21 protein-coding genes are annotated in these 25916 nt (G+C 64.5%); 5 read left to right on the top strand and 16 right to left on the bottom strand.

Going from position 1 to position 25916, the window contains the following annotated elements; all coding sequences use genetic code 11:
* Window positions 1–112 precede the first annotated feature (112 nt).
* From ACUIAG_RS00455 to ACUIAG_RS00445, 3 genes are read left to right on the top strand one after another with little or no spacing between them, the layout of a single operon-like run.
* Entirely contained in the window at window positions 113–781 is a 669-nt protein-coding gene (locus tag ACUIAG_RS00455; RefSeq protein WP_445339812.1) for a class I SAM-dependent methyltransferase, read from the top strand.
* Window positions 778–4848 carry an ATP-dependent RNA helicase HrpA gene (gene hrpA, locus ACUIAG_RS00450; protein WP_445339811.1) on the top strand — a complete coding sequence of 1357 codons (4071 nt, stop codon included), beginning with the start codon at window positions 778–780 and terminating at the stop codon, window positions 4846–4848. Before ACUIAG_RS00455 ends, hrpA begins: the two co-directional genes overlap by 4 nt.
* Complete coding sequence (locus ACUIAG_RS00445) at window positions 4845–5732, top strand: hemagglutinin (RefSeq protein ID WP_445339810.1); 888 nt, start codon at window positions 4845–4847, stop codon at window positions 5730–5732. Before hrpA ends, ACUIAG_RS00445 begins: the two co-directional genes overlap by 4 nt.
* Before the next feature lie 9 nt (window positions 5733–5741).
* On the opposite strand, the gene glnA is transcribed toward ACUIAG_RS00445, so the two are convergent.
* The 16 genes from glnA to ACUIAG_RS00365 form a co-directional block, all read right to left on the bottom strand.
* The gene (gene glnA / locus ACUIAG_RS00440; RefSeq protein ID WP_445339809.1) at window positions 5742–7079 is read right to left on the bottom strand and encodes a type I glutamate--ammonia ligase; all 1338 of its coding nucleotides are present in this window, start codon (window positions 7077–7079) and stop codon (window positions 5742–5744) included.
* A 46-nt stretch (window positions 7080–7125) separates the two neighbouring features.
* Window positions 7126–7857 (bottom strand): bifunctional 1-(5-phosphoribosyl)-5-((5-phosphoribosylamino)methylideneamino)imidazole-4-carboxamide isomerase/phosphoribosylanthranilate isomerase PriA, encoded by a 732-nt coding sequence (gene priA / locus ACUIAG_RS00435; protein ID WP_445339808.1) that lies wholly within the window; start codon window positions 7855–7857, stop codon window positions 7126–7128.
* 1 nt (window position 7858) lies between these two features.
* Window positions 7859–8608 (bottom strand): imidazole glycerol phosphate synthase subunit HisH, encoded by a 750-nt coding sequence (gene hisH / locus ACUIAG_RS00430; RefSeq protein ID WP_445339807.1) that lies wholly within the window; start codon window positions 8606–8608, stop codon window positions 7859–7861.
* A gap of 31 nt (window positions 8609–8639) precedes the next feature.
* Window positions 8640–9392 (bottom strand): hypothetical protein, encoded by a 753-nt coding sequence (locus ACUIAG_RS00425; protein ID WP_045924082.1) that lies wholly within the window; start codon window positions 9390–9392, stop codon window positions 8640–8642.
* A complete protein-coding gene (gene hisB / locus ACUIAG_RS00420) occupies window positions 9389–9991 on the bottom strand; it encodes an imidazoleglycerol-phosphate dehydratase HisB (RefSeq protein WP_024627238.1) in 603 nt (200 codons plus the stop codon). The genes ACUIAG_RS00425 and hisB overlap by 4 nt, the downstream gene beginning before the upstream one ends.
* 99 nt (window positions 9992–10090) lie before the next feature.
* On the bottom strand, window positions 10091–11239 hold the full coding sequence (locus ACUIAG_RS00415) for a histidinol-phosphate transaminase (protein ID WP_445339806.1): 1149 nt from the start codon (window positions 11237–11239) through the stop codon (window positions 10091–10093).
* Window positions 11236–12633: a histidinol dehydrogenase gene (hisD, locus tag ACUIAG_RS00410; protein ID WP_445339805.1), complete on the bottom strand. Its 1398-nt coding sequence runs from the start codon at window positions 12631–12633 to the stop codon at window positions 11236–11238. The genes ACUIAG_RS00415 and hisD overlap by 4 nt, the downstream gene beginning before the upstream one ends.
* 82 nt (window positions 12634–12715) lie before the next feature.
* Entirely contained in the window at window positions 12716–16273 is a 3558-nt protein-coding gene (gene dnaE / locus ACUIAG_RS00405; protein WP_445339804.1) for a DNA polymerase III subunit alpha, read from the bottom strand.
* Between the two features lie 43 nt (window positions 16274–16316).
* The gene (locus ACUIAG_RS00400; RefSeq protein WP_045924078.1) at window positions 16317–17246 is read right to left on the bottom strand and encodes an RluA family pseudouridine synthase; all 930 of its coding nucleotides are present in this window, start codon (window positions 17244–17246) and stop codon (window positions 16317–16319) included.
* Window positions 17243–17773, bottom strand: a complete 531-nt coding sequence (locus tag ACUIAG_RS00395; RefSeq protein ID WP_445339803.1) for a signal peptidase II — start codon at window positions 17771–17773, stop codon at window positions 17243–17245. The genes ACUIAG_RS00400 and ACUIAG_RS00395 overlap by 4 nt, the downstream gene beginning before the upstream one ends.
* Before the next feature lie 12 nt (window positions 17774–17785).
* Complete coding sequence (locus ACUIAG_RS00390; protein WP_445339802.1) at window positions 17786–19090, bottom strand: DivIVA domain-containing protein; 1305 nt, start codon at window positions 19088–19090, stop codon at window positions 17786–17788.
* A 91-nt stretch (window positions 19091–19181) separates the two neighbouring features.
* Window positions 19182–19466 carry a YggT family protein gene (locus tag ACUIAG_RS00385; RefSeq protein ID WP_045924075.1) on the bottom strand — a complete coding sequence of 95 codons (285 nt, stop codon included), beginning with the start codon at window positions 19464–19466 and terminating at the stop codon, window positions 19182–19184.
* Window positions 19467–19507: 41 nt separating this feature from the next.
* Entirely contained in the window at window positions 19508–19975 is a 468-nt protein-coding gene (locus ACUIAG_RS00380; RefSeq protein WP_313836892.1) for a cell division protein SepF, read from the bottom strand.
* Between the two features lie 18 nt (window positions 19976–19993).
* On the bottom strand, window positions 19994–21166 hold the full coding sequence (gene ftsZ, locus ACUIAG_RS00375) for a cell division protein FtsZ (RefSeq protein ID WP_445339801.1): 1173 nt from the start codon (window positions 21164–21166) through the stop codon (window positions 19994–19996).
* Window positions 21167–21397: 231 nt separating this feature from the next.
* The gene (gene dusB / locus ACUIAG_RS00370) at window positions 21398–22576 is read right to left on the bottom strand and encodes a tRNA dihydrouridine synthase DusB (RefSeq protein WP_082067627.1); all 1179 of its coding nucleotides are present in this window, start codon (window positions 22574–22576) and stop codon (window positions 21398–21400) included.
* Window positions 22563–24080, bottom strand: a complete 1518-nt coding sequence (locus ACUIAG_RS00365) for a glycine--tRNA ligase (RefSeq protein WP_445339800.1) — start codon at window positions 24078–24080, stop codon at window positions 22563–22565. Before ACUIAG_RS00365 ends, dusB begins: the two co-directional genes overlap by 14 nt.
* Window positions 24081–24278: 198 nt before the next feature.
* Between ACUIAG_RS00365 and ACUIAG_RS00360 the strand changes: the two genes are divergently transcribed.
* Window positions 24279–24614 carry an MTH1187 family thiamine-binding protein gene (locus ACUIAG_RS00360; protein WP_445339799.1) on the top strand — a complete coding sequence of 112 codons (336 nt, stop codon included), beginning with the start codon at window positions 24279–24281 and terminating at the stop codon, window positions 24612–24614.
* A gap of 61 nt (window positions 24615–24675) precedes the next feature.
* Window positions 24676–25749, top strand: a complete 1074-nt coding sequence (locus tag ACUIAG_RS00355) for a LacI family DNA-binding transcriptional regulator (RefSeq protein ID WP_445339798.1) — start codon at window positions 24676–24678, stop codon at window positions 25747–25749.
* Window positions 25750–25916: the final 167 nt, after the last annotated feature.

The following is a 25916-nucleotide window of genomic DNA, read 5'->3' as shown; positions in this document are numbered from 1 at the left end:
GACTAGGGAACGAATCCGGTGTAGGCGGAATCATGACACAGTCTTTATTATCATCTTCTTAGCAGACATCAGCGGATGCCCGAGGGACGGGCAGATTTCAAAGACGGACAGGATGGACATGACGCACAGGGACCATGGCAGCAGCCGGGGGCAATCCTCCAGGACCGGGACGGACGGAGGCGAACAGTACTTCGTAGCCCGTCCGGCCTCCCCCGACCAGCGGCGGACCATCCAGGTGGAGCTGGCCGGCCGCACCTGCCAGGTGGAGGTCTCCCACGGGGTCTTCTCGTCAGGCAGGCTTGACCTGGGCACTTCGGTCCTGCTCAAACGCGTCCCCCAACCCCCGTCCGAGGGCGATTTTCTGGACCTGGGCTGCGGCTGGGGTCCCATCGCCCTGAACATGGCCATACAGTCGCCCAAGGCCAACGTCTACGCTGTAGACACCAACCTGCGAGCCCTGGATCTGACCGCCCGCAACGCCCGATCCCAGAACCTTGACAGGGTGCATACCCTGACCCCGGAGCAGGTGCCGGACGATCTGCGCTTCGACCTGATCTGGTCCAATCCGCCCATCCGGGTGGGCAAGGCGGCCCTGCACGACCTGCTGATGACCTACCTGCCCAGGCTGAAGCCCCAGGGCCTGGCCTACCTGGTGGTTCAGCGCAACCTGGGCGCCGACTCCTTGATTCCATGGCTGGCTGACGCCCTGGGCCCCGGCTGGACGGCGGAGAAGTATGCCTCGTCCAAGGGCTACCGGATCATCGAGGTGGGCCGGGCATGAGGTTCGAGTATCCTGCCGAGCTGCCCATCAGCGCGGCCAAGGAGGACATCGTCCATGCCGTGCAGTCCTCCCAGGTGGTCATCGTCTCGGGCCAGACCGGCTCGGGCAAAACCACCCAGATCCCCAAGATCCTCCTGGAAATGGGTCGCGGCGACCACGGCCGCCAGATTGTGCACACCCAGCCCAGAAGGATCGCCGCCAGAACCGTGGCCGAGCGCATCGCCTCGGAGACGGGCACCAGGCTGGGCGATCAGATCGGCTACCAGGTGCGATTCACCGACAAGTCCAGCCGAAGCACCCGTCTGCGAGTGGTCACCGACGGCATCCTCCTGGCGCAGATCCAGGGCGATCCGCAGCTGCGGGCCTACGACACCATCATCATCGACGAGGCCCACGAGCGCAGCCTGAACATCGACTTCCTGCTGGGGTATCTGACCGCCCTGCTGCCCAAACGGCCCGATCTGAAGCTGATCATCACCTCGGCCACCATTGATTCGGTCAAGTTCCGCGACCACTTCGCCAAGGCCCTGCACACCCAGGTGCCCGTGCTGGAGGTCTCCGGCCGCACCTATCCGGTCCAGACCCTCTACGAGCCTGCTGGGTCGGCCCCTGCCCTGATGCGGCATGTCCCCGGATTCGACTCCGAGAAGGAGGGCCCGGACAGGGAGGAGCCGGACATGCCCCAGGCGGTGGCCCGAGCCTGCGCCGAGCTGGTCATCCACTCCACCCATGTCGACGGCCCCAGGGACATCCTGGTCTTCGCCGCCGGCGAGCGCGACATCCGGGAGTACGAGACCGCTCTGCGACGGCACTTCGGCCCTCGGACCTCCGACATGCGCCGTCCGGACGCCCTGGAGATCATCCCCCTCTTCGCCCGCCTGTCGGCCAAGGAGCAGCACCGAGTCTTCGAAAGCCACGGCCATCAGCGCATCGTCATCGCCACCAACGTGGCCGAAACCTCCCTGACGGTGCCGGGCATCCGATACGTGGTGGACCCCGGACTGGCCAGGATCAGCCGCTACTCCAAGTCGGCCAAGGTCCAGCGCCTGCCCATCGAACCTATCTCCCAGGCTTCAGCCGATCAGCGGGCGGGTCGCTGCGGGCGCGTGGCCGACGGCATCGCCATCCGTCTGTATGCCAAGGATGACTATGACGCCCGTCCCAAGTTCACCGATCCTGAGATCCTGCGCACCTCCCTGGGCTCGGTCATCCTGCACATGCTCTCGGTGGGCGTGGCCCATACGGCCGAGGACGTCACCGACTTCGGCTTCATCGATCCGCCCGACACCCGTGCGGTCAGCGACGGTCTGCGGGAGCTGACCGAGCTGCAGGCCATCTCCCGCCGGCAGGGCCTCATCCGGCTGACCAATCTGGGACGACGGCTGGCCAGGATCCCCATCGACATCCGTCTGGGCAGAATGATCCTGCAGGCCGGCCAGGACGCCACCCCGGACACCCTGGCCGCCGTTCTGGTGGTCGTGGCCTTCCTCTCCCTGCAGGACCCTCGCGAGCGCCCGGAGGAGAAGCGCGAGGAGGCCGACAGGATCCATGCCCGCTACGAGGACCCCTCCAGCGACTTCCTGACCGCCCTGAACATCTGGAACCGCTTCTTCCCGCAGGACAAGGAGCCATCCAACGGGGCCCTGCGCAAGGCCTGCAAGCAGGAGTACATGGCCTTCCTGCGCATGCGGCAGTGGCATGACCTCTACCGGCAGCTGGCCCAGATGTGCCGGGGCCTGCACATGAAGGTAGGCTCCCCCGTCCCCGTCAAGGGTCCGGACCAGGCTCTGCTGGCCCTGCCTATGGGGCAGCAGGCGGCACACGCCCTGGTCTGCTCCTGGGACGACCAGGGCATCCATCGTTCCATGCTGGCCGGCCTGCTCTCCAGCCTGGGCATGCAGGTGATCCGCGAGCCCAAGGCCTCCGATTTCGCCGGCCTGCATGGCGCGGCCCGGGCCAAGGCCATGAAGCGGGCGCGCCGGCAGGCCAAGAACGACTACCAGGGGGCGCGCGGCACGCATTTCGCCATCTTCCCCGGATCTGCGCTCTCCAAGGCCAATCCGCCCTGGATCATGGCCGCCGAGCTGGTGGAGACCTCCCGGCTCTGGGCTCGCTGCTGCGCGGCCATCGATCCGGCCTGGGCCGAACCCCTGGCCAAGTCCCTGACCAGGACCACCTACGCCGAACCCCACTGGTCGGCTTCCCGTGGTGCCGCGGTCGCAACTTCCAAGGTCCTGCTCTACGGTCTGCCCATCGTGCGCGACAGGACCGTCCAATGGGCACGGATCAACCCCGGCCAGGCCCGGGACATGCTGATACGCCAGGGCCTGGTACAGGGCGACGTGCGCGAGCGCTTCCCGCATGACGGCTTCATCCAGGCCAACCGGCAGGTGCTCAGCGAGGCCGGTGAGCGGACCAGCAGAACCCGCCAGGCGACCGGCGCCGTCACCGAGGAGGACCTCTACGATTTCTACCAGGAACGCATTCCCCAGGAGGCCACCTCCCTGGCCGCACTGGGCTCTTGGTGGCGGAGGCACCACGATGCGAACCCGCACCTGCTGGACTTCGACCCTGACAAGATGGAGCGCCTGAACGACCAGTCCGCCTCCTACCGACCCGGAGACTACCCCGACCACTGGCACACCCTGGGCACCGACGGCCGGCCCATGGATCTGCCCCTGACCTACCGCTATCAGCCGGGAGAGCCGGACGACGGCATCACGGTCCACATCCCCCTGCACTGCCTGAACCAGCTGACGCCCGGACAGTTCAGCTGGACCGTGCCCGGCCTCCTGGACGATCTGATCACAGCCACCATCAAGTCCCTGCCCAAGGCCCTGCGGGTCCAGTTCGTACCCGCCCCTGACGCCGCCCGGACCATCCGCGCCTGGATAGACGGCCACTATCCCCTGCTGCCCGGCGCCGATCCTGACTCGGCAGAGCAGGCAACCTACGGATCGGCTGACCAGCAGTCTGCGTCCGGGAACGAAACCGGTGCAGAAGCCATCCCCGCCGAGGGCTGGCCGGACTTCGAGCAGGCCTTCACCGCCGCGGCCATAGACACGGTCGGAGCCCAGCTGCACCCGGAGGTCTTCACCCAGGACAGGCTGGAACGACTGCCCGACTACCTGCGGCCCACCTTCCAGGTGGAGGAGAAACGGCGCCACGGCCATCCCAAGGTCCTGGGCCGGTCCAAGTCCCTGACCGACCTGCAGCGCGACCTGGCCGGACAGGCCCGGCAGTCGGCCCGGTCCCGAGTTGACTCCCAGGCCAGCAAGGCCGCCCGGCAGGGCCAGGTGGTCAAGAGCGCCGACCTGCTTCACCAGTCCGGCGCCACCACCAAACCGCGAGAGGAGCTGATCTGGCAGGCCGCCCTGGGCAAGCTCCACCTGCCTGCCCAAAGGATCTCCTCGCGCTGGCTGAGCCGGGAGGCCCTGATGCTGGCCTCGGCCCCCTACCCGGGCACCTCTGCCCTTGCCGAGGACCTGCAGATGGCTGCTGTCAAGCGCCTGATCCCCCACACCGAGGCCATCACCGACGACCGGTCCCTGCAGGAGGCTGTGGCCGGCGTCAGCCAGGTCTACGAGGACACCGTCTACCAGGTGGCCAAGGATGTGGTCGCCATTCTGGAGACCTCGGCCCAGGTGGACAAGGCCGTGTCTGGCCCCGCCGATCTTCCCCTGCTCTCGGTCCTGCAGTGGATCCGCCAGCACGCCGGCGGATTGGTGGCCAAGGGCTTCATCGGCGCCGACCCGCCCTACGCCCTTCCCCGCCTGCGCACATATCTGAAGGCGGACCTGATGCGCCTGAACAAGGCCCGCAGGGACAAGGACCGTGACGTACGATGGGCATGGCAGGCGCAGACCGCCCAGGATCTGGTGGACCAGGCGGCCAAGGCGGCCCAGGCCCTGCCCGCCGGTCCCGGACGAGACCAGGCCATGGACCGTGCGCGAAGGGGACGTTGGATGATGGAGGAGTACTTTGTCTCCATCTGGGCCCAGGAGCTGGGGACGGCCATCCCTGTCAGCCTGCAACGGATCAGGAAGGTGCTGGAAGGAAAGCCATGAGCACGAAACCATCGGGACGATCACGCAGGGGCAGCACCAAACGCGGACGGATGACCCTCCGCCGCGCGCAGACCCTGGGGGCCGCCCTGATGGCCATAGTCCTGGTGGTCGCCCTGTGCATCCTGGCCGTCCGCTTCGTCTCCTACCGGCTGATGGTCGGCCGCGTCATCCGCCACCAGGAGGAGCTGTCCCAGGAGTACGTTTTCAATCCAGGCAAAATCATCACCGATCACCGCTTCCATGACACCGTCGATATGAACGCCGACGATGTCCAGGACTTTTTAAACAAACATGAGGCCTCATGCAGCGGATCCACCTGCCTGCGCAGCCTGCAGATGGATGTCCCCGACCGTCCCGGTGACGGTCTATGTGATGCCTACAAGGGCGGCAAGAGGCAGAGCGCGGCTCAGATCATCGACGGTGCCGCCCGCTCCTGTGGAATCAGCCAGAAGGTCCTCCTGACCATGCTGCAAAAGGAGCAGCATCTGGTGGCCACCAACCAGTCCCCCACACAGGTCCAGCTCAAGTCGGCCATGGGCCTTTCCTGCCCAGACGATGCAGACTGCGACACCCGCTATGCCGGATTCTTCGATCAGGTCTACGGGGCCGCCCACCGATTCCGTTACTACCAGGCCCATCGGGACCAGTATGCCTACCAGACCAAGGCCCTGAACGATGTGCGCTTCAGCCCCGATGCCTCCTGCGGCAGCGGCAAGGTCTACATCGAGAACGACGCCACCGCCCTGCTCTACATCTATACGCCCTACCAGCCCAACGAGGCAGCGTTGCAGGCAGGCGACGGCGAAGGCGACCGCTGCTCGAGCTACGGCAACCGCAACTTCGTCATCATCTACAACAACTGGTTCGGCCGATCGGACCAGTGAGCCCCGGTTTCAAAGCCTGGGCAGGTAGTAGGCCAGCTCGTAAGGGGTGACCTGCCGGCTGTATCCGGCCCACTCCCGGTGCTTGTTGCGCAGGAAGTACTCAAAGGTCTGCTCGCCAAGCACCTGGGCCACGAAGTCCGACTTCTCCATGACCTTGAGCGCCGCGTCCAGACTGTCAGGCAGGGGCTCGATGCCCATGGCCTGCCGCTCGGCGTCGGTCAGCTCCCAGACATCATCGCTGGTGGGATCGCACAGGGTCATCTTCTGCTCGATCCCGTCCAGGCCGGCAGCCAGCAGCACCGAATAGGCCAGATAGGGGTTGGCCCCCGGATCCAGCCCGCGGAACTCCATCCTGGCCGAGTTGCCCTTGCCGGGCTTGTACTGGGGTATGCGCAGGAGGGCGGACCGGTTGTTGTGCCCCCAGCAGACGTAGCTGGGCGCCTCGGCCCCGCCCCAGAGACGCTTGTAGGAGTTGACGTACTGGTCGGTCACCGCGCAGATCTCGGCCGCATGGGCCAGGATGCCGGCGGCGAACTGCCGGGCCGTCTGGGACATGTTGAACTCCTGGCCTACCTCGTAGAAAGCGTTGGTGTCCCCCTCGAACAGGCTCAGATGGGTGTGCATGCCCGATCCAGGCTGGTCGGTGAAAGGCTTGGGCATGAAGCTGGCGTAGATCCCCCGCTCCAGGGAGATCTCCTTGACCACGGTCCGGAAGGTCATGATGTTGTCGGAGGTGGTCAGGGCATCGGCATAGCGCAGGTCGATTTCGTTCTGCCCCGGCCCGGCCTCGTGGTGGGAGTACTCCACCGAGATGCCCATCTGCTCCAGCATGTTGACGCAGGCCCGGCGGAAGTCCATCCCCGGGCTGCGGGGCACATGGTCGAAGTATCCGCCCTCGTCGATGGGGGTCGGGGTCTGGGACCAGTCCTCCTGATTCTCGAACAGGTAGAATTCAATCTCCGGATGGGTGTAGAAGATGAATCCCTTCTCCTTGGCCTTGGCCAGGGCCCGCTTGAGCACGTGCCGGGGATCCCCGCTGCTGGGCTCGCCGTCCGGGGTGAGCACGTCGCAGAAGATCCGGGCTGTGCCCTGCGGTCCGCCCCTCCAGGGAAGAATCTGGAAGGTGGACGGGTCGGGCTTGACGATCATGTCATCCTCGGAGACCCTGGTCATGCCCTCGATGGCCGAGCCGTCAAAGCCCAGCCCCTCCTCGAAGGCCACCTCCAGCTCGGTGGGTGCTATGGCCACCGACTTCAGGGTTCCCAAGACATCGGTGAACCAGAGACGAATGAACCGGACATCGCGCTCCTCGACGGTGCGCAGCGCGAACTCCTCTTGCTTATCCATAGAGCTTATGCTCCCATTCCTATATTTCGCAGACTTGCTTATAGCGTTAACAATGCCCTGAGACCAGGTCCAGTGCCTGCCCCAGGGTGAAGGCCCCCTCATAGAGGGACTTGCCCAGAATGGCGCTGTCCACGCCCCGATCCACCAGACCCAGGATGTGGCTCAGGTCATCCAGGCTGGATATGCCGCCCGATGCCGTCACCTTGGCCGGGGTCCGGTCAGCCACCTGTCCCAGCAGATCCAGGTTGGGGCCGGTCATCATTCCGTCGCGGGTCACGTCGGTGACCACGTACCGGCTGCACCCGTCCCGGTCCAATCGTTCCATGGCCTCGAAAAGATCCCCGCCCTGTCTGGTCCAGCCCCGGGCGGCCAGGGTGTGTCCGCGCACGTCCAGACCCACGCACACTTTCTGTCCGTAGCGAGCCAGGACCTGGCTGGTCCACTCCGGGTCCTCCAGGGCCGCCGTGCCGATGTTGACACGGGTGGCACCTGCATCCAGGGCGGCCTCCAGGCTGGCATCGTCACGGATGCCGCCGCTCAACTCCACCTTGACGCGATCGCCCAGCTGGTTGACCAGGGCGGCCAGCTTGTCACGGTTGTCTCCGGTGCCGAAGGCCGCATCCAGATCCACCAGGTGGAGCCACTCGGCACCCTGGTCGACCCAGGCCTTGGCTGCATCGGCAGGCTCGCCGTAGACCTTCTCGGAGCCGGAGATCCCTTGCCTGAGGCGGACCGCCTTTCCGTCGCGGACATCGACAGCGGGTAGGAGCGTCAGCATCTCATTCACCTTTCTCGGAGGGGATCCCGGAAGCCCCGGGAAGGGTCCGCACCCAATTGGTCAGCAGCCGTGCCCCGGCCTGACCGGACTTTTCAGGATGGAACTGGGTGGCGCTCAAGGGACCGCATTCATAGACGGCCACGAATCTGCTGCGCCCATAGGTGGCCCAGGTAACCAGCGGTTCGCCGAACAATGCGCCCTCTGTTGACCCTGGCTGCCTGTCGCTGTGTTCATTCAACGCCGATACTCGTAGGGACAGATCGGGCTGCGCCACGCCGGCCCGATCATCCCCCTGCACCGCCATGGCGGCATAGGAGTGGACGAAGTAGAAGCGCTGGTCCTGGACCCCTGCCAACAGCCGTGTTCCCTGTGGCGCCTGGACATGGTCCCAACCCATATGGGGCACCACGTCAGCGTCCAGCCTGGTCACCCGACCGGGGATCAGGCCCAGGCCGGGCTCGCTGCGGCCGTCCTCGTCCCCGAACTGGAACATGATCTGAAGGCCTATGCAGACCCCCAGGACCGGCAGCCCTTGGGCCAGGCGATCCAGGATGATGCGGTCACCGCCGACGGCGCGCAACCCTGCCATGCAGGCCCCGTAGGCCCCCACGCCGGGAATGACCAGGCCGTCGGCCTTCATGGCCAGGTCCGGGTCGGCGCTGATCTGCGCATCGACCCCCAGCTGGGAGAGGGCATGCACCATGGATCTGACATTGCCGAACCCATAGTCAAGCACCTGTATCCTGGTCATGTTCCTCCTAGCAGGTCTGTTGTCCCAACGACTACTCGACGCGGCCCTGGCGAGTCGATCCGCCGGCTCCGAACCTGGTGTGCGAGGCGATGATGCCCATGGCCTTCTCGCGGTTGTACTCCCCCGAGTCGAAGATGGCGGCCCCATCCTGGCGCAGCCTGTCCACCGTGGTGGTCCCGATCATCAGGTCCTCCACGAAGTCGGCGGTGGCGGCAAAGAGGATGGGCGGCGCGAGCGTCTGCCCCGACTGCCCGCTGATCCAGAGGGTCACTTCGAGTTTGTCGGCCCGATTGACCGCCAGGATGGCGCTGAGCCCGGATACGACCGTGGTCAGATCGCGGATGGCCGCCTCGGGTCCGTCCCCGTCCAGGTTTCTCAGGACGGCCACGGCACCCTCACGGGCCTGGATGCACCAAGCTGAGATATCGGATATCTGGCAGAAGGCCGCCAAAAGCTCTGCCGAAGCCAGACGGGTCACCATGACGGCGGCCTTGGCCCGATTGCCGATCAGGCCTTCCAGTTCTTGATCGAAATCGGCAGCAACGCCATCAGCCTCATCCGGTTCCACCGACGATTCGTCAGCGGGCCCGGAATCCAAACCGGCCTCGTCAGCCACGCCTGATTCGGTATGGCCAACAGGCTGATCCGCCTGATTCTGGCCTTCATTGAACTCGGCCTCAAAGCTGGCCAGGGCCCGCTCGACCTCCTCCTCGCTCAGATGGTGGCCGGAATCCGGCAAGCCCTGATCCTCGCTGTCATTGTTGTCGTGTTCATCAGCACTCATAGCGACCCCTTGGTGCTGGGGATCCCCTTCACCCTGGGATCAGGCTCCACAGCGAAGCGCAGAGCCCTGGCCAGGGCCTTGAACTCAGCCTCGGCGATGTGGTGCGGATCCCTGCCCGACAAGAGGGTCAGGTGCAGGCAGATGCCGGCATGCAGGGCGATGGACTCCATGACGTGCCTGACCAGGGAGCCGGTGAAGTGCCCGCCGATCATGGCATACTCGAACCCCTCGGGCTCGCCGGTGCAGACCGCATAGGGCCTGCCGGAAATGTCGACCACGGCTCGTGCCAGGGCCTCGTCCAGGGGAACGGTGGCGTCGGCGAAGCGCTTGATGCCCCGCTTGTCGCCCAGGGCCTGGGCCAGGGCCTCGCCAAAGACGATGGCCACATCCTCGACGGTGTGATGGACGTCGATCTGGGTGTCCCCGCTGGCCTTGATGGTCAGGTCGATCAGGGAATGCCTGCCCAGGGCCGTCATCATATGGTCATAGAAGGGAACCGAGGTGTCGATATCGGTCACTCCGGTGCCATCCAGGTCCAGACTCAGGCTCACCTTGGATTCACTGGTCTGGCGGGTGATGGTGGCTGTTCTGCCTGCCATTGCTGCTCCTCCGCTTTCTGCCGCACATTCCAGCTCGCACTGTGTCTTCTGCACGGCGTCTAGACCACCAGCATAGCCGTTCGGCTGGTCTGCATCCTCCTAGAACCGCTTGAGAACATGGACCAGGGTTTGACGGAATCGATCCATCTCCGCGTCCGTGCCCATGCAGACCCTCAGGTAGCCCTGGGGGCCCACGGCCCGGATCAGCACGCCTTCATCCTTCATGGCTTCGAAGACGGCATCCCGGTCGGGGAAGATGCCGAAGAGGATGAAGTTGGACGCCGAGGGCACCACCGTCAAGGGCTGACCATGGAACTTCTGTCCGGCCAGCCACTGGGCGGTCCGCCGACGGGTCTGGCGAAGCTGATCCACCCGAGCCAGCTGGAGGTCCGTGTGCTCCAGGGCAGCCAGGGCCGCAGCCTGGGTCAGGGCACTCAGGTGGTAGGGCATTCGGACGATGCGGACTGCATCGACTATTCCCTGGGATGCGGCCAAATAGCCCACCCTGGCGCCAGCGAAGGCGAAGGCCTTGGACATGGTCCGGCTGACTGCCAGATGGTCGTACTGCCCGATCAGGCTGACCGCCGAGGGCGTGCCCGGGTCGCGGAACTCGATGTAGGCCTCGTCCACGACCACGATGGGTCGGGCGGAGGGATCCGCGCCCGCTACAGGGACCTTGGAGCAGGCCTGAAGAAGCCCGGTCAGCTGATCCATGGGCAGAGGCGTCCCCGTGGGATTGTTGGGGCTGGTCACCAGAACCATGGCTGGCCTCAAAGCCTTGATGCGTTCGATGGTCGTATCCATGTCCAGGCTGAAATCGGGCCGCCGGTGGGCCAGCTCCCAGTCGGTGAAGGTGTCCCTGGCGTACTCGGGGTACATGGAGTAGGTCGGGTCGCAGCCCAAGGCGGTCCTGCCCGGTCCGCCGAAGGCCTGGAAGAGCTGGAGCATGATCTCGTTGGACCCGTTGGCCGCCCAGATCTGCTGGGGTTGGAGCGAGGTCCCTGATTCCTTCTTCAGGTAAGCCGCCAGGGCCCGCCGCAGTTCCTCATGCTCCCTGTCCGGATAACGATTGAGGCCGGGGGCCACCTGGCGCACACGCTGGCAGATGGCCTCAACCACTTCTTGATCCAAGGGGTAGGGGTTCTCGTTGACATTCAGGCAGACCGGGACATCCAGCTGGGGGGCGCCGTAGGGCTCCTCCCCCACCAAGTCCGTGCGCAGGGGCAGATCGGCTGGTATGGCACTCACCGCAGACCGGCCTTCTCTTCGTCGGCTTCAAGGTCGGCCTTGTCATAGGGGTCGTCCAGGAACCGGCTCAGGATGCACTCGCCGTGGGCGGGCAGATCCTCGGCTACGGCGAAATCGTTGATCTTGGCCGCGATGGGCTTGAGCCCCTCCTCGTCATATTCGATGACTTCGACAGGCTTCATGAAGGTGTGGACGCCCAGGGCGACGTCGAACCGGGCGGTTCCGCCGGTGGGCAGGACGTGGTTGGACCCAGACATGTAGTCGCCCAGAGGAACAGGAGAGTAAGGGCCGCGGAAGATGGCGCCGGCATTCCGGATCCGGTCGATGACGGCATCAGGATCGGCGGTCTGAACCTCCAGATGCTCGGCTGCATAGGCATTGGCCACGTCGATGGACTGGTCGATCCCGTCGGTCATGATGATTCCCGACTGGTTGCCGCCCAGAGAGATGCGCACCCGGTCGGCATGCTCGGTCCGAGGCACCCTGCGCCCCAGAGCCTCCTGAACACCCTGGGCCAGATCCTGGCTGTCGGTGATCAGCACCGAGCCGGCCAGCTCGTCATGCTCGGCCTGGCCGATCAGGTCTGCCGCAACCCAGTCGGGATTGGCCTGCCCGTCAGCCAGAATAGCGATTTCCGTGGGGCCGGCCACGGCGTCGATGCCCACCATGCCGGAGACCATCTGCTTGGCTGTCGCCACGAAGATGTTGCCCGGGCCGGTGATCTTGTCAACCGGATCGCAGAGAATCTCCCCGTCCTGGGGCTCGGATCCCTTGGCCCCGTATGCGAACATGGCCACGGCCTGGGCACCGCCCACGGCATAGACCTCGTCCACCCCCAGGATGGCGCAGGTGGCCAGGATGATGGCCGCTGGCAGACCGCAGGGATCGTCAGAGGCGGGCGGAGTGGCCACAGCCAGGGAATCGACACCGGCAATCTGGGCGGGGACCGCGTTCATGATGACCGATGAGGGGTACAGGGCCTTGCCTCCAGGCACGTACAGACCCACCCGTTGAACCGGGATCCACCGCTCGCTAACCCGGGCGCCGGGTGCCAGGTCGGTGGCCATGGGCTTGGGCACCTGGGTGGTGCAGACCTTGCGGATGCGGCTAACGGACTCCTCGATTGCCGCCCTGACCTTGGGATCCAGCCCATCCAAGGCCTCCTGCATGGCCGATGCCGGAACCCTCAGATCATGGGGACGCACATGGTCGAACCTCTCCTCCAGGTCGCGCAGGGCCGCAGCCCCATGCTCGCGCACCTGGTCCAGTATGGGCCGCACCTGGGCGCTGGCCTCCCGGGTACCCATATCGGCTCGGGGCATGGCGGCGAGGAGTTGGGCGCGGGACATGGTTTTCCCGCGCAGATCCATGGTTCTCATCATGAGCTTTGACATACTTTGATGGTAGTGAACTTTTGTGTCGCCAAAGCCAGCGACTCACCGCCGTCCCATATGGTGAGACGGTTCCGGGCGCATCCTAGGCCGACGGCAGGCAGGAGGGCCCGAAGACCGACTTGATCTCGGCCATCATGGAGGTGTCGTGCCTGGTGCGGAATCCGTCGCCAAAGGTCAGCAGGCGGACGTTGCCCCGGTCGTCGGTGACCGCCAGACGAACCTGGCAGTAGCCGGGGTGGGACTTGAGTATCCGGGCCAGCCGCTCCATGTGCCCCCGATCCAGGGCCTGCCTGGGCAGGGTGATGGTCAGAGGCCGCTCGTCCGCCGACTCCAGGACGGGCACCTCCATATCGGTGACGCGGATGTTGGTGGCCTCGTCCCGCAGCTCGACCACACCCTTCACCCGGATGACCGAGTCCAGGACCAGGTCGTCGGAGTGGGCGTCGTAAATCTTGCCAAAGAACATGCACTGGATGGAGCTTTCCAGATCCTCGATGGTGACGATGGCCCAAGGATTGCCCTTCTTGGAGACCCGTCGGTCCACAGCAGTGACCAGCCCCGCCAGGGTCACCGCCTTGCCGTCCATGCCCTTGGACCGGTTGAGCAGCTGGGCGATGGACATGTCACGCATGCCAGCCAGAACCGAAGTCATGCCGCTCAAGGGATGGTCGGACACGTACAGACCCAGCATCTGCCGCTCGAAGTTGAGTTTGGTGGACTTGTCCCACTCGTCGATGTCAGGCACGGTCACCTGGGCATCGCCCAAGGCATCCTGCTGGGGCAGATCGTCATCGGGGTCAGCGAAGAGATCGAACTGGCCCTCGGCCTGCTTGCGCTTGATGGGCATGACCTGGTCGACGGCCTCGTCATGGATCTGGAAGAGTGCTCTTCTGTTGGGGTCGATGCTGTCGAAGGCGCCGCCCTTGATCAGGGATTCCACGGTTCGCTTGTTGAGCACCTCCATGGGCACCCGCTTGACGAAGTCCATGAAGTTGACGTACTTGCCCCGGGGCCCCTGGCGTTCCTTGATGATGTCCGCCACCACCTTGTCGCCCACATTGCGGATGGCTCCCAGGCCGAAGCGGACCACGTCGCCGACAGCGGAGTACTCGGCCACGGACTCGTTGATGTCAGGCGCCAGGATGCGGATGCCCATCCTTCTGGCCTCACCCAGGTAGAGGGCGGTCTTGTCCTTGTTGGCCTTCTCGTTCTGCAGCAGGGCGGCCATGAACTCCACCGGATAGTGGGTCTTCAGGTAGGCGGTCCAGTATGCGATCAGGGCGTAGGCCGCGGAGTGCGCCTTGTTGAAGGCGTAGCCGGAGAAGGGCACCAGGACGTCCCAGACCGCTTGGGCGGCCTCCTGGGAGTAGCCGTGCTCTTTCATGCCCTGGAAGAAGGGCACCTGCTCCTTGGCCAGGACATCGGGCTTTTTCTTGCCCATGGCCCTTCGGAGCACGTCGGCTCGGCCCAGGGAGTAACCGGCCAGAATCCGGGCTGCCGACTGGACCTGCTCCTGGTAGACGATCAGACCGTAGGTCTCGTCAAGCACGCCCGCCAGGGGCTTGGCCACCTCCGGATGAATGGGCTCGATCTTCTGCTGCCCGTTCTTGCGCTTGGCATAGTTGATGTGCGAGTTCATATCCATGGGCCCTGGCCGGTAGAGGGCGATCAGGGCGGAGATGTCGTTGAAGTTGTCGGGCTTGAGCATGCGCAGCAGGGATCGCATCCCGTCGCCATCGAGCTGGAAGACGCCCAGGGTGTCGCCCCGGGACAGCAGCTGGTAGGTCTCCTTGTCGTCCAGGGGGACCTTCTCGATGCTGATGGGCTCCTTGCCATTGCGCTTGATGTTGGCGACCGTGTCCCTGATGACCGTCAGGTTGGACAGCCCCAGGAAGTCCATCTTGACCAGCCCCAGGGTTTCGCAGGTGTGGTACTCGAAGGTGGTGGTCACCGTGCCGTCGGTGCGCTCCATCAGCGGCGAGGTGTTGGTGATGGGGTTGGAGGCCATGATGGTGGCGCAAGCGTGCACGCCGGTCTGGCGGATGATGCCCTCGATGCCCTTGGCTTCCTCGGTGATCCGCTTGACGTCCGGGTTGGACTCGTACAGGTCACGGAACTCCTTGGCCTCCGGGTAGCGCTTGGACTGGGGATCGAAGATCTCCTTGAGGCTCATGTCCTTGCCGTTGACCGTGGGCGGCAGGGCCTTGGTGACCTGGTCGCCCACCGAGTACTCGTAGTCCATGATCCTGGCCGAGTCCTTCAGGGCCTGCTTGGTCTTGATGGTGCCGTAGGTCACGCACTGGGCCACCTTGTCGGAGCCGTACTTGCGGCCCACGTAGTCCAGGACCTTCATGCGCCCCTCGGGGTCGAAGTCCACGTCGATATCGGGCAGGGAGACGCGCTCGGGGTTGAGGAAGCGCTCGAAGATCAGCCCGTGCTTGAGCGGATCCAGCTCGGTGATGCCCATGGCGTAGGCCACCATGGATCCTGCCGCCGATCCACGGCCCGGCCCCACCATGATGCCATGCTGCTTGGCCCAGTTGATGTAATCGGCCACCACCAGGAAGTATCCGGTGAACTGCATCTGGCAGATGACCCCGCACTCGTAGTCGGCCTGGTGGGAGACCTCCTCGGGCACCCCGTCCGGGTAGCGGTTCTTCAACCCCTCGTCCACCTTCTTCAGGAAGAGGGAGGTCTCGTCCCAGCCCTCCGGGCAGTCGAAGCGGGGCATGAAGGCCCCGTCCTCGTGGTCGTCGAACATGACGTTGCAGCGTTCCGCGATCTCCAGGGTGTTGTCGCAGGCTTCGGGGAACTCCTTGAAGATCTCCCGCATCTCCTGGGCCGAGCGGATGTAGTAGCCGGTGCCGTCGAACTTGAAGCGTCCAGGGTCGGTCAGCCGGGACCCCGAGTTGATGCAGAGCAGGGCATCCTGGGCCGAGGCGTCCTCCTTGCGCACATAGTGCGAGTCGTTGGTGGCCACCAGGGGGGCATCCAGACGACGGGCGATCTCCAGCAGTTCCTTGGTCACCCGATGCTCGATCTCCAGCCCGTGGTCCATCAGCTCCACGTAGTAGTTCTCCTTGCCGAAGATGTCCTGGAACTCCCCTGCGGCACGCAGGGCCTCGTCGAACTGGCCCAGCCTCAGCCTGGTCTGGACGATGCCCGAGGGGCAGCCGGTGGTGGCGATGACCCCCTGGTGGTAGGTGGACAGCAGATCCTTGTCCATGCGGGGCCATTTGCCGACCAGGCCCTCCAGGTTGGCCACCGAGGAGGCCTTGATCAGGTTGACCAGACCAGTGTCGTCGCTGGCCCAGAGGGTCATGTGGGTGATGAAGCCGCCGCCGGAGACATCGTCGGAACGCTGCTCGTCGGTTCCCCAGTGGACCCGGCTCTTGTCCTGGCGGGCAGTCTCAGGGGTCACGTAGGCCTCGATGCCGATGATGGGCTTGATGTCGGCATCCACGGCCGTCCGCCAGAGCTCGTAGGCCCCGTGCATGTTGCCGTGGTCGGTAATGGCCACGGCCGGCTGCCCCAGCCGCCCCACCTCGGCAACCAGGTCGGGGATCCTGCTGGCCCCGTCCAGGGTGGAATAGTGGGTATGGGTGTGAAGGTGAACGAAGTCTGACCGGGTTGAGGACATATCTCCAACTTACCCAGGACCCTGGCCGAATCGCCGGAGTCCGCTAGCTGCGTATACCAGTGGCGCTCTGGCGTTCGATCTGCAGGGCGCGGCGCAGATCAGCCGGATAGGAGGAGACCACCTTGGTCCAGATCTTGGTGCGGGGATGGCGGAATTCCAGGCGCATGGCGTGCAGCCACTGCCGCTTCAGGCCCAGCCTGTCCGCCAGGTCGGGGTTGGCCCCGTACATGTGGTCGCCTACCAGGGGGTGTCCTATGGAAGAGAAGTGCACGCGTATCTGATGGGTGCGCCCGGTCTCCAGATTGACGCTGACCAGGGTGGCCGAGCCGAAGCGCTCCAGTACGTCCCAGTGGGTGATGGCCTCCTTGCCTGCAGGGGTGACGGTGAAGCGGAAGTCCGAGACCCGGGCCCGGCCGATGGGAGCCTCGATGGTGGCCTTGTCCTGGGAAAGATTGCCCTGGACCAGGGCGTGGTAGATCTTGACCACCTCATGCCGGGCGAACTGCCGGCGCATCTCCTTGTAGGCCAGGTCAGACTTGCAGACCAGCATAAGGCCGCTGGTGCCTGCGTCCAGGCGGGAGACGATGCCCTGACGGCCCTGGGCCCCCATGGAGGTGATGTGGGTGCCCCGCTGCAGGAGGCTGCCCAGAACGGTTGGGCCGGTCCAGCCTATGGAGGGATGTGCCGCCACCCCAACCGGCTTGTCAACGACGACCACGTCCTCGTCCTCGTAGACCACGGGCATGTCCTCAGCCACCGGCTCCACCTGTGTGGCCGGCTCGGGTTCGTCCAGCTCTATCAGATCGCCGCTCATCAGGGTGGTGGCCTTGTTCACCCGACGGCCCATGATCCGCACATGGCCCTGGGCCACCAGATCGCTGGCCTTGGCCCTGGACAGGCCCAGCATCTTGGACAGGGCCATATCCAGGCGCCGACCCACCAGGGCATCCGGCGTGGGAAGAAGCCGGGTCACTTGGCTGCTCCCCCATGTTCTTTGGGTCGGGATCTGTCGCTGAACTGCACATTGCAGGCAATGAGCGCCACCACGGCAACACCGGCCAGGGTCAGATAGATGTCGGCCACATTGCCCACCGACCATCCGTAGTCCAGAAAGTCGACCACGGCACCGTCAAGAAAGCCTGATGCATAGGCCACCCGGTCGATCAGATTGCCTGCCGCCCCTGAGAAGGCCAGGGAGAGGGCCAGGGTCCAGGCCATGGAGGTGGTCCGCAGGGCCAGAACAATGATGAGCAGGCAGGCGGCCAGGGCGATCAGGGATATGACCCAGGTACTCCCGGATCCCAATCCAAGAGAAGCCCCAGGGTTGCGCACCAGTCGCAGACCATGCAGAGGACCAGGCAGTGCCACACTGACCCCCTTGCCCAGCCGAGCCAAGGCCAAGGCCTTGGTCACCTGATCCAACGCTATGGCCACTGCCGCCAGAGCGACGAAGACGGCCACGCGCCCGCGCAGCCGTCTCTTGTATGTGTTCTTGGTCATTACCGGATGGAATCAGTGGGCCTGTTCGGACTTCTTTTCCATGGACTGGTAATTGCTGGTGTCCGAGATCTGGTTTATGAGCTGGTTGAGGAACTCAGTCAGCTTGCTGCGGTAGCCCGCCTCGAACTGCTTGAGACCCTGGATGTTCTCCTCCAGAACCTTGGACTGATCCATGAGCTTGTTCTTGACATCGGCGGCATAGCGGTCGGCGCTGTCGCGGGTGTTCTTGTCGTACTCCTGGGCACGGGTCTGCACCTGGGTCTCGTACTCGTCGGCCTGGTTGTGCTGGCGCTTGGAATAGGCGTCGGCATCGGAACGGGTCTTGACCGAGTACTCGTCAGCCTGGGAGCGTACGCGCTGTGAGTAGCCATCGGCCTCGGAGTGCACGCGCTTGGAATACTCGTCCACTTCGGCGCGTGTCCTCTTGGAGTAGTCCTCCGCCTTCTTGACGATGTCGTCGTGCTGCGCGTGGCCCTCGGCCACCAGCTGGGAGGCGTTGGCCTTGCCCTTGTCGACGTACTGATCGTGCAGTTGCATGGCCAGGGTGAGCATGGCGGTGGCCCTCTCGGGTTCGCTGCTGGCCTCGGCGCCAGCGCCCGCGATCCGTTGCAGGCTGCCCGTTTCGGTGGAGGGCTCGGCCTTGGAGACCTGCTGACGCAGCTGCTCCTCGCGCTTGCGGGACTCCTCCAGCTCCTTGTTCAGCTGTTCGGTGCGCTGTTGCTGCTCCTGAGAAGCCTTCTGGGCCTGGGTGACCTGCTGGCGGGCCGTGGCCATGCCCTGCTGGGAGGCATTGAGCTGGTTGGTCAGAGCCTGGACCTGCTGGCGGGCCTGGTCGCGCTCCTTTTGCATGGCCGTCAGCTGGTTGGTCAGCGCCTGGGTGTTGTTGCCCGCGGCGGCCTGGGCGGTAAGCTGGTCGATTTGGGAGTTGAGCTGCTCGACCTGACGCTTGAGCTGGTCGTTCTGGGAGGCCAGGGTCTTGACCTGGCTCTGGGACTCGGCCAGCAGTCGCTTGGTCTGGGCATCCACGGCAGGCTGTTGGACGGCGGACCCCTGGGCCTGCTTCAGATCCCGGTTCTCCTTCTGCAGCGATTCGACCTGAGCCGTCAGGTCGGAAATCTTCGAGTTCAGCGAGGCCACATCGGTACCCAGGGACTGGGTGGAAGCGGCGTTGCCTTGCATGGCCTGCTTACCCAGAGCTTCAACCGTATCGGTGACCTGATCCAGGAAGTCGTCGACCTCGTCGACGTCGTAGCCTTCCTTAAACCGCACTGTCTGGAAGGTATGCTCCCTTATGTCATTAGGCGTCAATAGAGCCATATGTTTCTCCACCTCGCTTCAGGCCAACCAGCCCGATTGTGTTCTCTTACTGCATGCTAGCACGGAGTCTGCCGTATCCACGGTCTTGCTCTTACCCCAACAGCACCTGGATGATGATCAGGGCCGCGTAGAGCACCATGAAGGAGACGTCAAGCTGGATCCTGCCCATGGGCAGAGGCGGAATGTACCGGCGCAGCCAGCGCAGGGGCGGCTCAGTCAAGGCATAGATGACCCGAATGAGCGAGGCCACGAAGCCACGAGGGTACCAGCGAGGCGACAGAACCAGGACCCAGTCCAGAATCATCCGCACGAAGAGGATCAGCAGGTAGGTCTCAATGCAGATGTCTATCAGATATCGAATAAAAAGAAGAAGCATGCGTCTTTAGGCTCCTGCAGACACGGCTGCCAAGGCATCGCTCACTGGGCGAAAAGCCCCTTGGCCGAAGAGCCTGACTCGGGCTCCTCCACCTTGATGTTGACCTGCGCAGGACTGAGCAGAAAGACCCTGGGAGTGACCCGCTCGATGGACCCGCGTACCCCGAAGACCACGCCTGCCGAGAAGTCGACGATCCTGTAGGCCACCGACTCGGACACGCCAGTCAGGTTGAGGACCACCGGCACTCCGTCCCGCAGGGCCCTGCCGACCATCTGGGCATCCTCATAGGACTTGGGATGGATGGTGGTGATGCGGTTGATTCGGCTCTGGAAGGGCGTGGACTCGGCCTCCTGGCTGCTGGTCGTGGATTGCGGAGCCATGGGAGTCACAGAGTGATCGGTGTCGAAGCCATCGCGGGCCTCGTCATCGTCGGCCAGGTCGTCGTCATCGTCGTCTACGACGTCCGACATGCCGAAAAAGGACATTGCGTTCTTCATCAATCCTGCCATACCTGCTCCTTCGCCTGATTACCGCAGAAAGTCAGGGATATCCAGATATCCCGGGTCGGAGGTGCCGTCGTCGCCGGAGGCGGGGGGCACCACATCGTGTTCGGAAGTCTCATCTGACTCCGCCTGGGCGGAAGGGGTCGTCAGCGGCTGCTGGGGCTGCTGGACCTGGGTGGCCGCTGCTGGCGTGGTGGTCGTGTCCACTGCAGGGGCCGGGGTCTCGTCCTTCTTTGGTGTGGGATCGAATCCGGCGGCGATGACCGTGACCCGCACCTCGTCCCCGTAAGCGTCGTCCAAGGCCAGGCCCCAGATGATCTGCGCCTCGGGATGGATGGCATCCTGAACCAACTGGGCGGCGGCAGATGCCTCCTGCATGCTCAGGTCGGTGGGGCCGGCCACGTTGATCAGGGCCCCGTGGGCACCCTCGATGCTCTCCTCCAGGAGCGGGGAGGAGATGGCGATCTCGGCGGCTTGGGTGGCTCGATCCTCGCCCCTGGCTGCGCCGATGCCGAAGAGGGCGGTGCCTGCATCCTTCAAGATCGCGGTGACATCGGAGAAGTCCACGTGAATGTAGGAGTTCATGGTGATCAGGTCAGTGATGCCCTGAACACCGGCCAGCAGGGCCGTGTCGGCGGTCTTGAAGGCATCCATGACCGAGACTGTGCGATCCGAGAGGTCCAGAAGCCGGTCATTGGGGATAACGATAAGGGCATCGACCTCCTTGCGCAGGTTCTCGATGCCCGATTCGGCGGAAGCGGAGCGCCTGGGTCCCTCAAAGGTGAACGGCCGGGTGACTACGGCGATGGTCAGCGCGCCTTGCTGACGGGCTGCACGCGCAACCAAGGGGCTGGCGCCAGTGCCTGTGCCGCCGCCCTCCCCTGCAGTGACGAAGACCATGTCGGCGCCCTTGAGAACCTCTTCAATATCGGACTGATGGTCCTGGGCAGCCTTGGCGCCCTTCTCTGGATCGGCTCCGGCCCCCAGGCCGCGGCTGTTGGCATCGGAAAGGGAGATCTTTACATCGGCTTCTGAGCGCAGGAGATCCTTGGCATCGGTATTGATGGCAACAAACTCGACATTCTGCAGACCCTCGGCGATCATGCGATTGACAGCATTGCCACCGGCTCCACCAACACCAACGACCTTGATGTTGGTCTTGTCATTGAAATTGTCATTCTGGGCAATCTCGCTCACAGTATGCTCCCGTCACTCACGTTACGCTCAACTCTAGCGCAGGTCGTATACGCCAACACGCATTTGCCCACAGGCGTTCCGACCCTCCCTGACGGCCGTGGGCCTAGGGTCCGGGAGGACAGAGCCAACCGCCCTGGCCTTCCGAGAGAACCTCCACGCCGTTCTGTCCGTATTCTAAACCCTGATTCTAGACCCGGATGCGCACGGTTGGCGACAGGAATATTTCCGGCTTCAGTAGGAGGCATCCATGGGGTCGTTGCCGAAGAGCGTCTCGCGCTCCTGATGGGTGGTGGTCCGCGAATCCAGCCAGCCATAGGGAAGACGGACCTTCTTGGCATAGCGGACCCGGCCACGGGGCTTGCCGGCCACGGCTCGTGGATAGGGCATGTCCTGATCCAGATCGGCGATGCAGCGGTCCAGCTCCTCCAGGCTCTCGCAGGCCATGAAGTCGCGGCGCACCTGGCCTCCAACCGCGAAACCCTTCAAATACCAGGCCACGTGCTTGCGCATGTCGTGGACGGCCATGCGCTCGTCGCCGTCGTAGAACTCGGCCAGAAGCCGGGCATGGCGGGCCATGATGGCCCCCACCTGGCCCAGGGTGGGCTCCTGCCGTTCCGGGGAGCCAGCCAGGGCCGCCGCTATGTCTGCAAAGAGCCAGGGACGGCCCTGGCAGCCCCGGCCGATGGCCACGCCTGCGCAGCCGGTCTGGGCGAACATGTCCAGGGCATCCTCGGCGGTCCAGATGTCGCCGTTGCCGAAGACGGGGATATCAACGGCCTGGACCAGCTGAGCGATCCGGTCCCAGTCAGCATGGCCGCCATAGTACTCAGCCGTGGTTCTGGCGTGCAGGGTCACGGCGGCGCATCCCTCCTCCTGGGCGATGTGCGCCGCCTCCAGGAAGGTCTCGTGCTGGTGATCGATGCCCACACGGATCTTTGCGGTGACGGGGATCCCGGCAGGCGAGCAGACGGCGACCACCCGATGGACCAGTTCGGCGAAGAGGTCGGTCTTCCATGGCAGGGCGGACCCGCCGCCGTGTCTGGTGACCTTGGGAACCGGGCAGCCGAAGTTCATGTCGATATGATCGGCCCAGCCCGCATCAACCACCATCCGGGTGGCCTGTTCCATGATCTGCGGATCCACCCCGTACAGCTGCAGGGAGCGCACCTTCTCCTGCGGGGCGAAGCGACAGAGCCGGAAGGCCTTGGGGTTGCGCGCCACCAGGGCCCGGGCCGTCACCATCTCCCCCACGTACAGTCCGTCGGGACCGTACTGCCGGCAAAGCAGGCGGAAGGGCCAGTTGGTCACGCCCGCCATAGGCGAAAGCATGACCGGCACAGGCACGGTTATCGGGCCCAGCTGCACCGGGGCAACCTTCGGGGTCGGGCGATCAGTCTCAGTACCGGCCACCGGCCTCGGCCACCTTGATGGGTTCGCTCTCGTCCGTGCCCGGCTCGCTGGCCAGGTCCGTGTAGCCGTCAGCGGCACACGCTCCGGTCAGGTCAGACGGCCCCATGGGGTAGCGCACCCGCCGCTCGCCGACGACCCGGCGCACATAGTCCTCCACCTGGTCCAGGGCCACCCGATCCTGCTGCATGGAGTCTCGGTTGCGGATGGTGACCGCCTTGTCGTCCAAGGTGCCGAAGTCCACGGTGATGCACAGGGGTGTACCGATCTCGTCCTGACGACGGTAGCGGCGGCCGATGGCGCCGGACTCGTCGTAGTCCACCATCCACTCGTTCTGGCGCAGGTCGGCAGCCAGGTCATGGGCGATCCGCTGCAGATCGGGCTTCTTGGACAGGGGCAGGACGGCGGCCTTGACCGGGGCCAGCCTCGGATCCAGGCGCAGCACGGTGCGCCGGTCGACCCCACCCTTGGTGTTGGGGGCCTCGTCCACGTCATAGGCATCCACCAGGAAGGCCATCAGCGAGCGCGTCAGGCCGGCAGCGGGCTCGATCACGTAGGGGATGTAGCGTTCCCCGCTGGCCTGGTCGAAGTAGCTCAGATCCTCGCCCGAGTGCTCGGCATGGGCCTTGAGGTCGTAGTCGGTGCGGTTGGCCACGCCCTCCAGCTCGCCCCACTCGGAGCCCTGGAAGCCGAACCGGTACTCGATGTCCACGGTCCGCTTGGAATAGTGGGCCAGCTTCTCCTTGGGGTGCTCATAGTGGCGCAGGTTCTCGGGCTTGACGCCCAGGTCCACGTACCAGCGGGTCCTGGCATCGATCCAGTACTGATGCCACTGCTCGTCGGTGCCGGGATGGACGAAGAACTCCATCTCCATTTGCTCGAACTCGCGGGTGCGGAAGATGAAATTGCCGGGTGTGATCTCGTTGCGGAAGCTCTTGCCCATGTTGGCGATGCCGAAGGGAGGCTTGGAGCGGGAGGAGGCCATGACGGACTTGAAGTCCACGAAGATGCCCTGGGCGGTCTCGGGACGCAGGTAGTGCAGGCTCTTCTCGTCCTGGACAGGTCCCAGGTGGGTCTGCAGCATCATGTTGAAGTCGCGCGGCTCGGTCCACTGGCCCTTGGTGCCGCAGTCCGGGCAGGGGATGTCCTTGAGGCCGTTTTCCGGATCATGGCCGTGCTTCTCGACGTAGGCCTCCTCCAGAGTGTCGGCCCGATGCCGCTTGTGGCAGTTCAGGCACTCGATCAGGGGGTCGTTGAAGACGGACACGTGGCCCGAGGCCTCCCAGACCGCCGTGGGCAGGATGACCGAGGTATCCACGCCGACCACGTCGTCGCGGGTGACCACCATGGTCCGCCACCACTCACGCTTGATGTTGTCCTTGAGGGCCACGCCCAAGGGGCCATAGTCCCAGGCCGAGCGCGTCCCGCCGTAGATCTCCCCTGCGGGAAAGACGAATCCTCGGCGCTTGGCCAGGGAGATGACCTCATCCAGTTTCGATACTGCCACTGATCACACCTTCTGCTCGGGAGCCCCTCCTGGGGACATACGACCTGATGACCGGCCTCCAGCATACCTTCGGCGGGTGACCTGCTGTCAGCGCAGAGGCCTACCCTTGAGGAAGGTGCGGGAGGCCGCACAGGTGACCGCAGGGGGACACCGGGCATCCTGCCTGCCAACCCCAGTCGACGAGGAAAGGTTCCCGATATGCCTAATGTGAACGATCCATCCTATCTGAACACCGTAGCCGAGGTCACCATTGCGCCCTCTGGTCAGGGTGAGGAGCTGTCCACCTATGTGGCCCAGGTCATCAAGGTCATCAGGGATTCGGGGCTACCCAACCAGACCAATGCCATGAGCACCGTCGTCGAAGGGGATCTGCACCGGGTCATGGAGGTCGTGGAAGAGGCCACACGGGTCCTGGCCGAGCAGGGATACAGGACCGGCGTCAGCCTCAGGCTGGACATCCGTCCCGGCAAGCGGGACCAGATCCACGAGAAGGTGGAGCGGGTCAACCAAATCCTAGGCGGGGAAAACCGCTGAAAGCACCCTGCCGCTCAAGATCAGCCGGGCTGAAATCGCCTGAGCAAGTTAAGGTATGCCCATGATCACGATGAAGCAGATCGCCGAACGCACAGGCGTATCCGTCTCCACGGTTTCCCTAGTGCTCAACGGCCATGACAAGGGCAGAGTCAAGGAGGGGACCGCCCAAAAGGTCCGCAGCACAGCCAAGACCCTGGGCTATCGGCCCAATCCTATGGCTCGGTCGCTGCGCACCAGCAAGACCGGCATGCTGGGCTTCATCAGCGAAGAAGTGGCCACTACGCCCTACGCTGGCGCCATTATTCGGGGCGCGCAGGATGCGGCAGCCGAGCGCGGCTATGTGCTTCTCACCGTCTCCACCGATGGAGGCATCCGGGAATCCGAGCAGATCCGGGCTTTGAAACGCTATGGGGTGGACGGATTCCTCTTCGCCAAGATGTACGACCAGGATGTTGACCTGCCCCAGGCTCTGCGCTCCTGCCCTGCCGTGGTGGTCAACGCGGCGGAGCGGGCCAACCGCTGTCCCAGCATCGCCCCTGACGAGTTCCTGATCGGCTACGATGCCACCCGCCACCTGATCGAATCAGGCTGCCATCGGGTAGCCTACCTGGGCACCACACAGGATCTGCCGGCGCAAGAAGACAGAATGCGCGGATATCACACAGCTCTCAAGGAAGCCGGCTTGCCCACAAGTCAGGCCTTGATCCGACTGGTGGGATTCAACCAGGATGCCATGAATCAGACAAACGACCTAATGGACGACCAGCACCCCGACGGGGTCTTTTGCTTCAATGACTCGCGTTCCTTTTACCTCTACCAGGCCGCTGCGGCCCGCCATCTGATCATCGGCAAGGATCTCAATCTGGTAGGTGTGGACAACCATCAGGTCGTAGCCGAGACCACAGCGCCTCCCCTGACCACGGTTGAACTGCCCCACTACGAGATGGGCTTCTGGGCGGTGCGGCGGCTGCTTGCGCAAATCAATCCACGTCGCCTCGCTCTGCCCCTGCCCAAAACCCGTGCCGCCCTGCCGCCGCTTGATCACGACGAGGGAGTGCGCATCCATTGCGCCCTGATCCGCAAGGGCTCCACCCGCCTCGATGCCGCCTCGGCCGCAGTGCCAGCCAACCGCTAAAGCCAGGAACGCATCTGCCTGTTCCCGATTGCAAAATGGTGGACCATGATCGAAGGCTGACGAAGTTCAAACCAATCGCCGATCGGTCAGGATCCCTTATTGGCTACCAGGTACGCACAGCAATCGTCAATCGTTTGACGTAAATCGATTGACGACCTACTATACCT

The organism is Bifidobacterium sp. ESL0825 (assembly GCF_052606465.1).
This window is presented reverse-complemented; position numbering and strand designations above follow the sequence as displayed.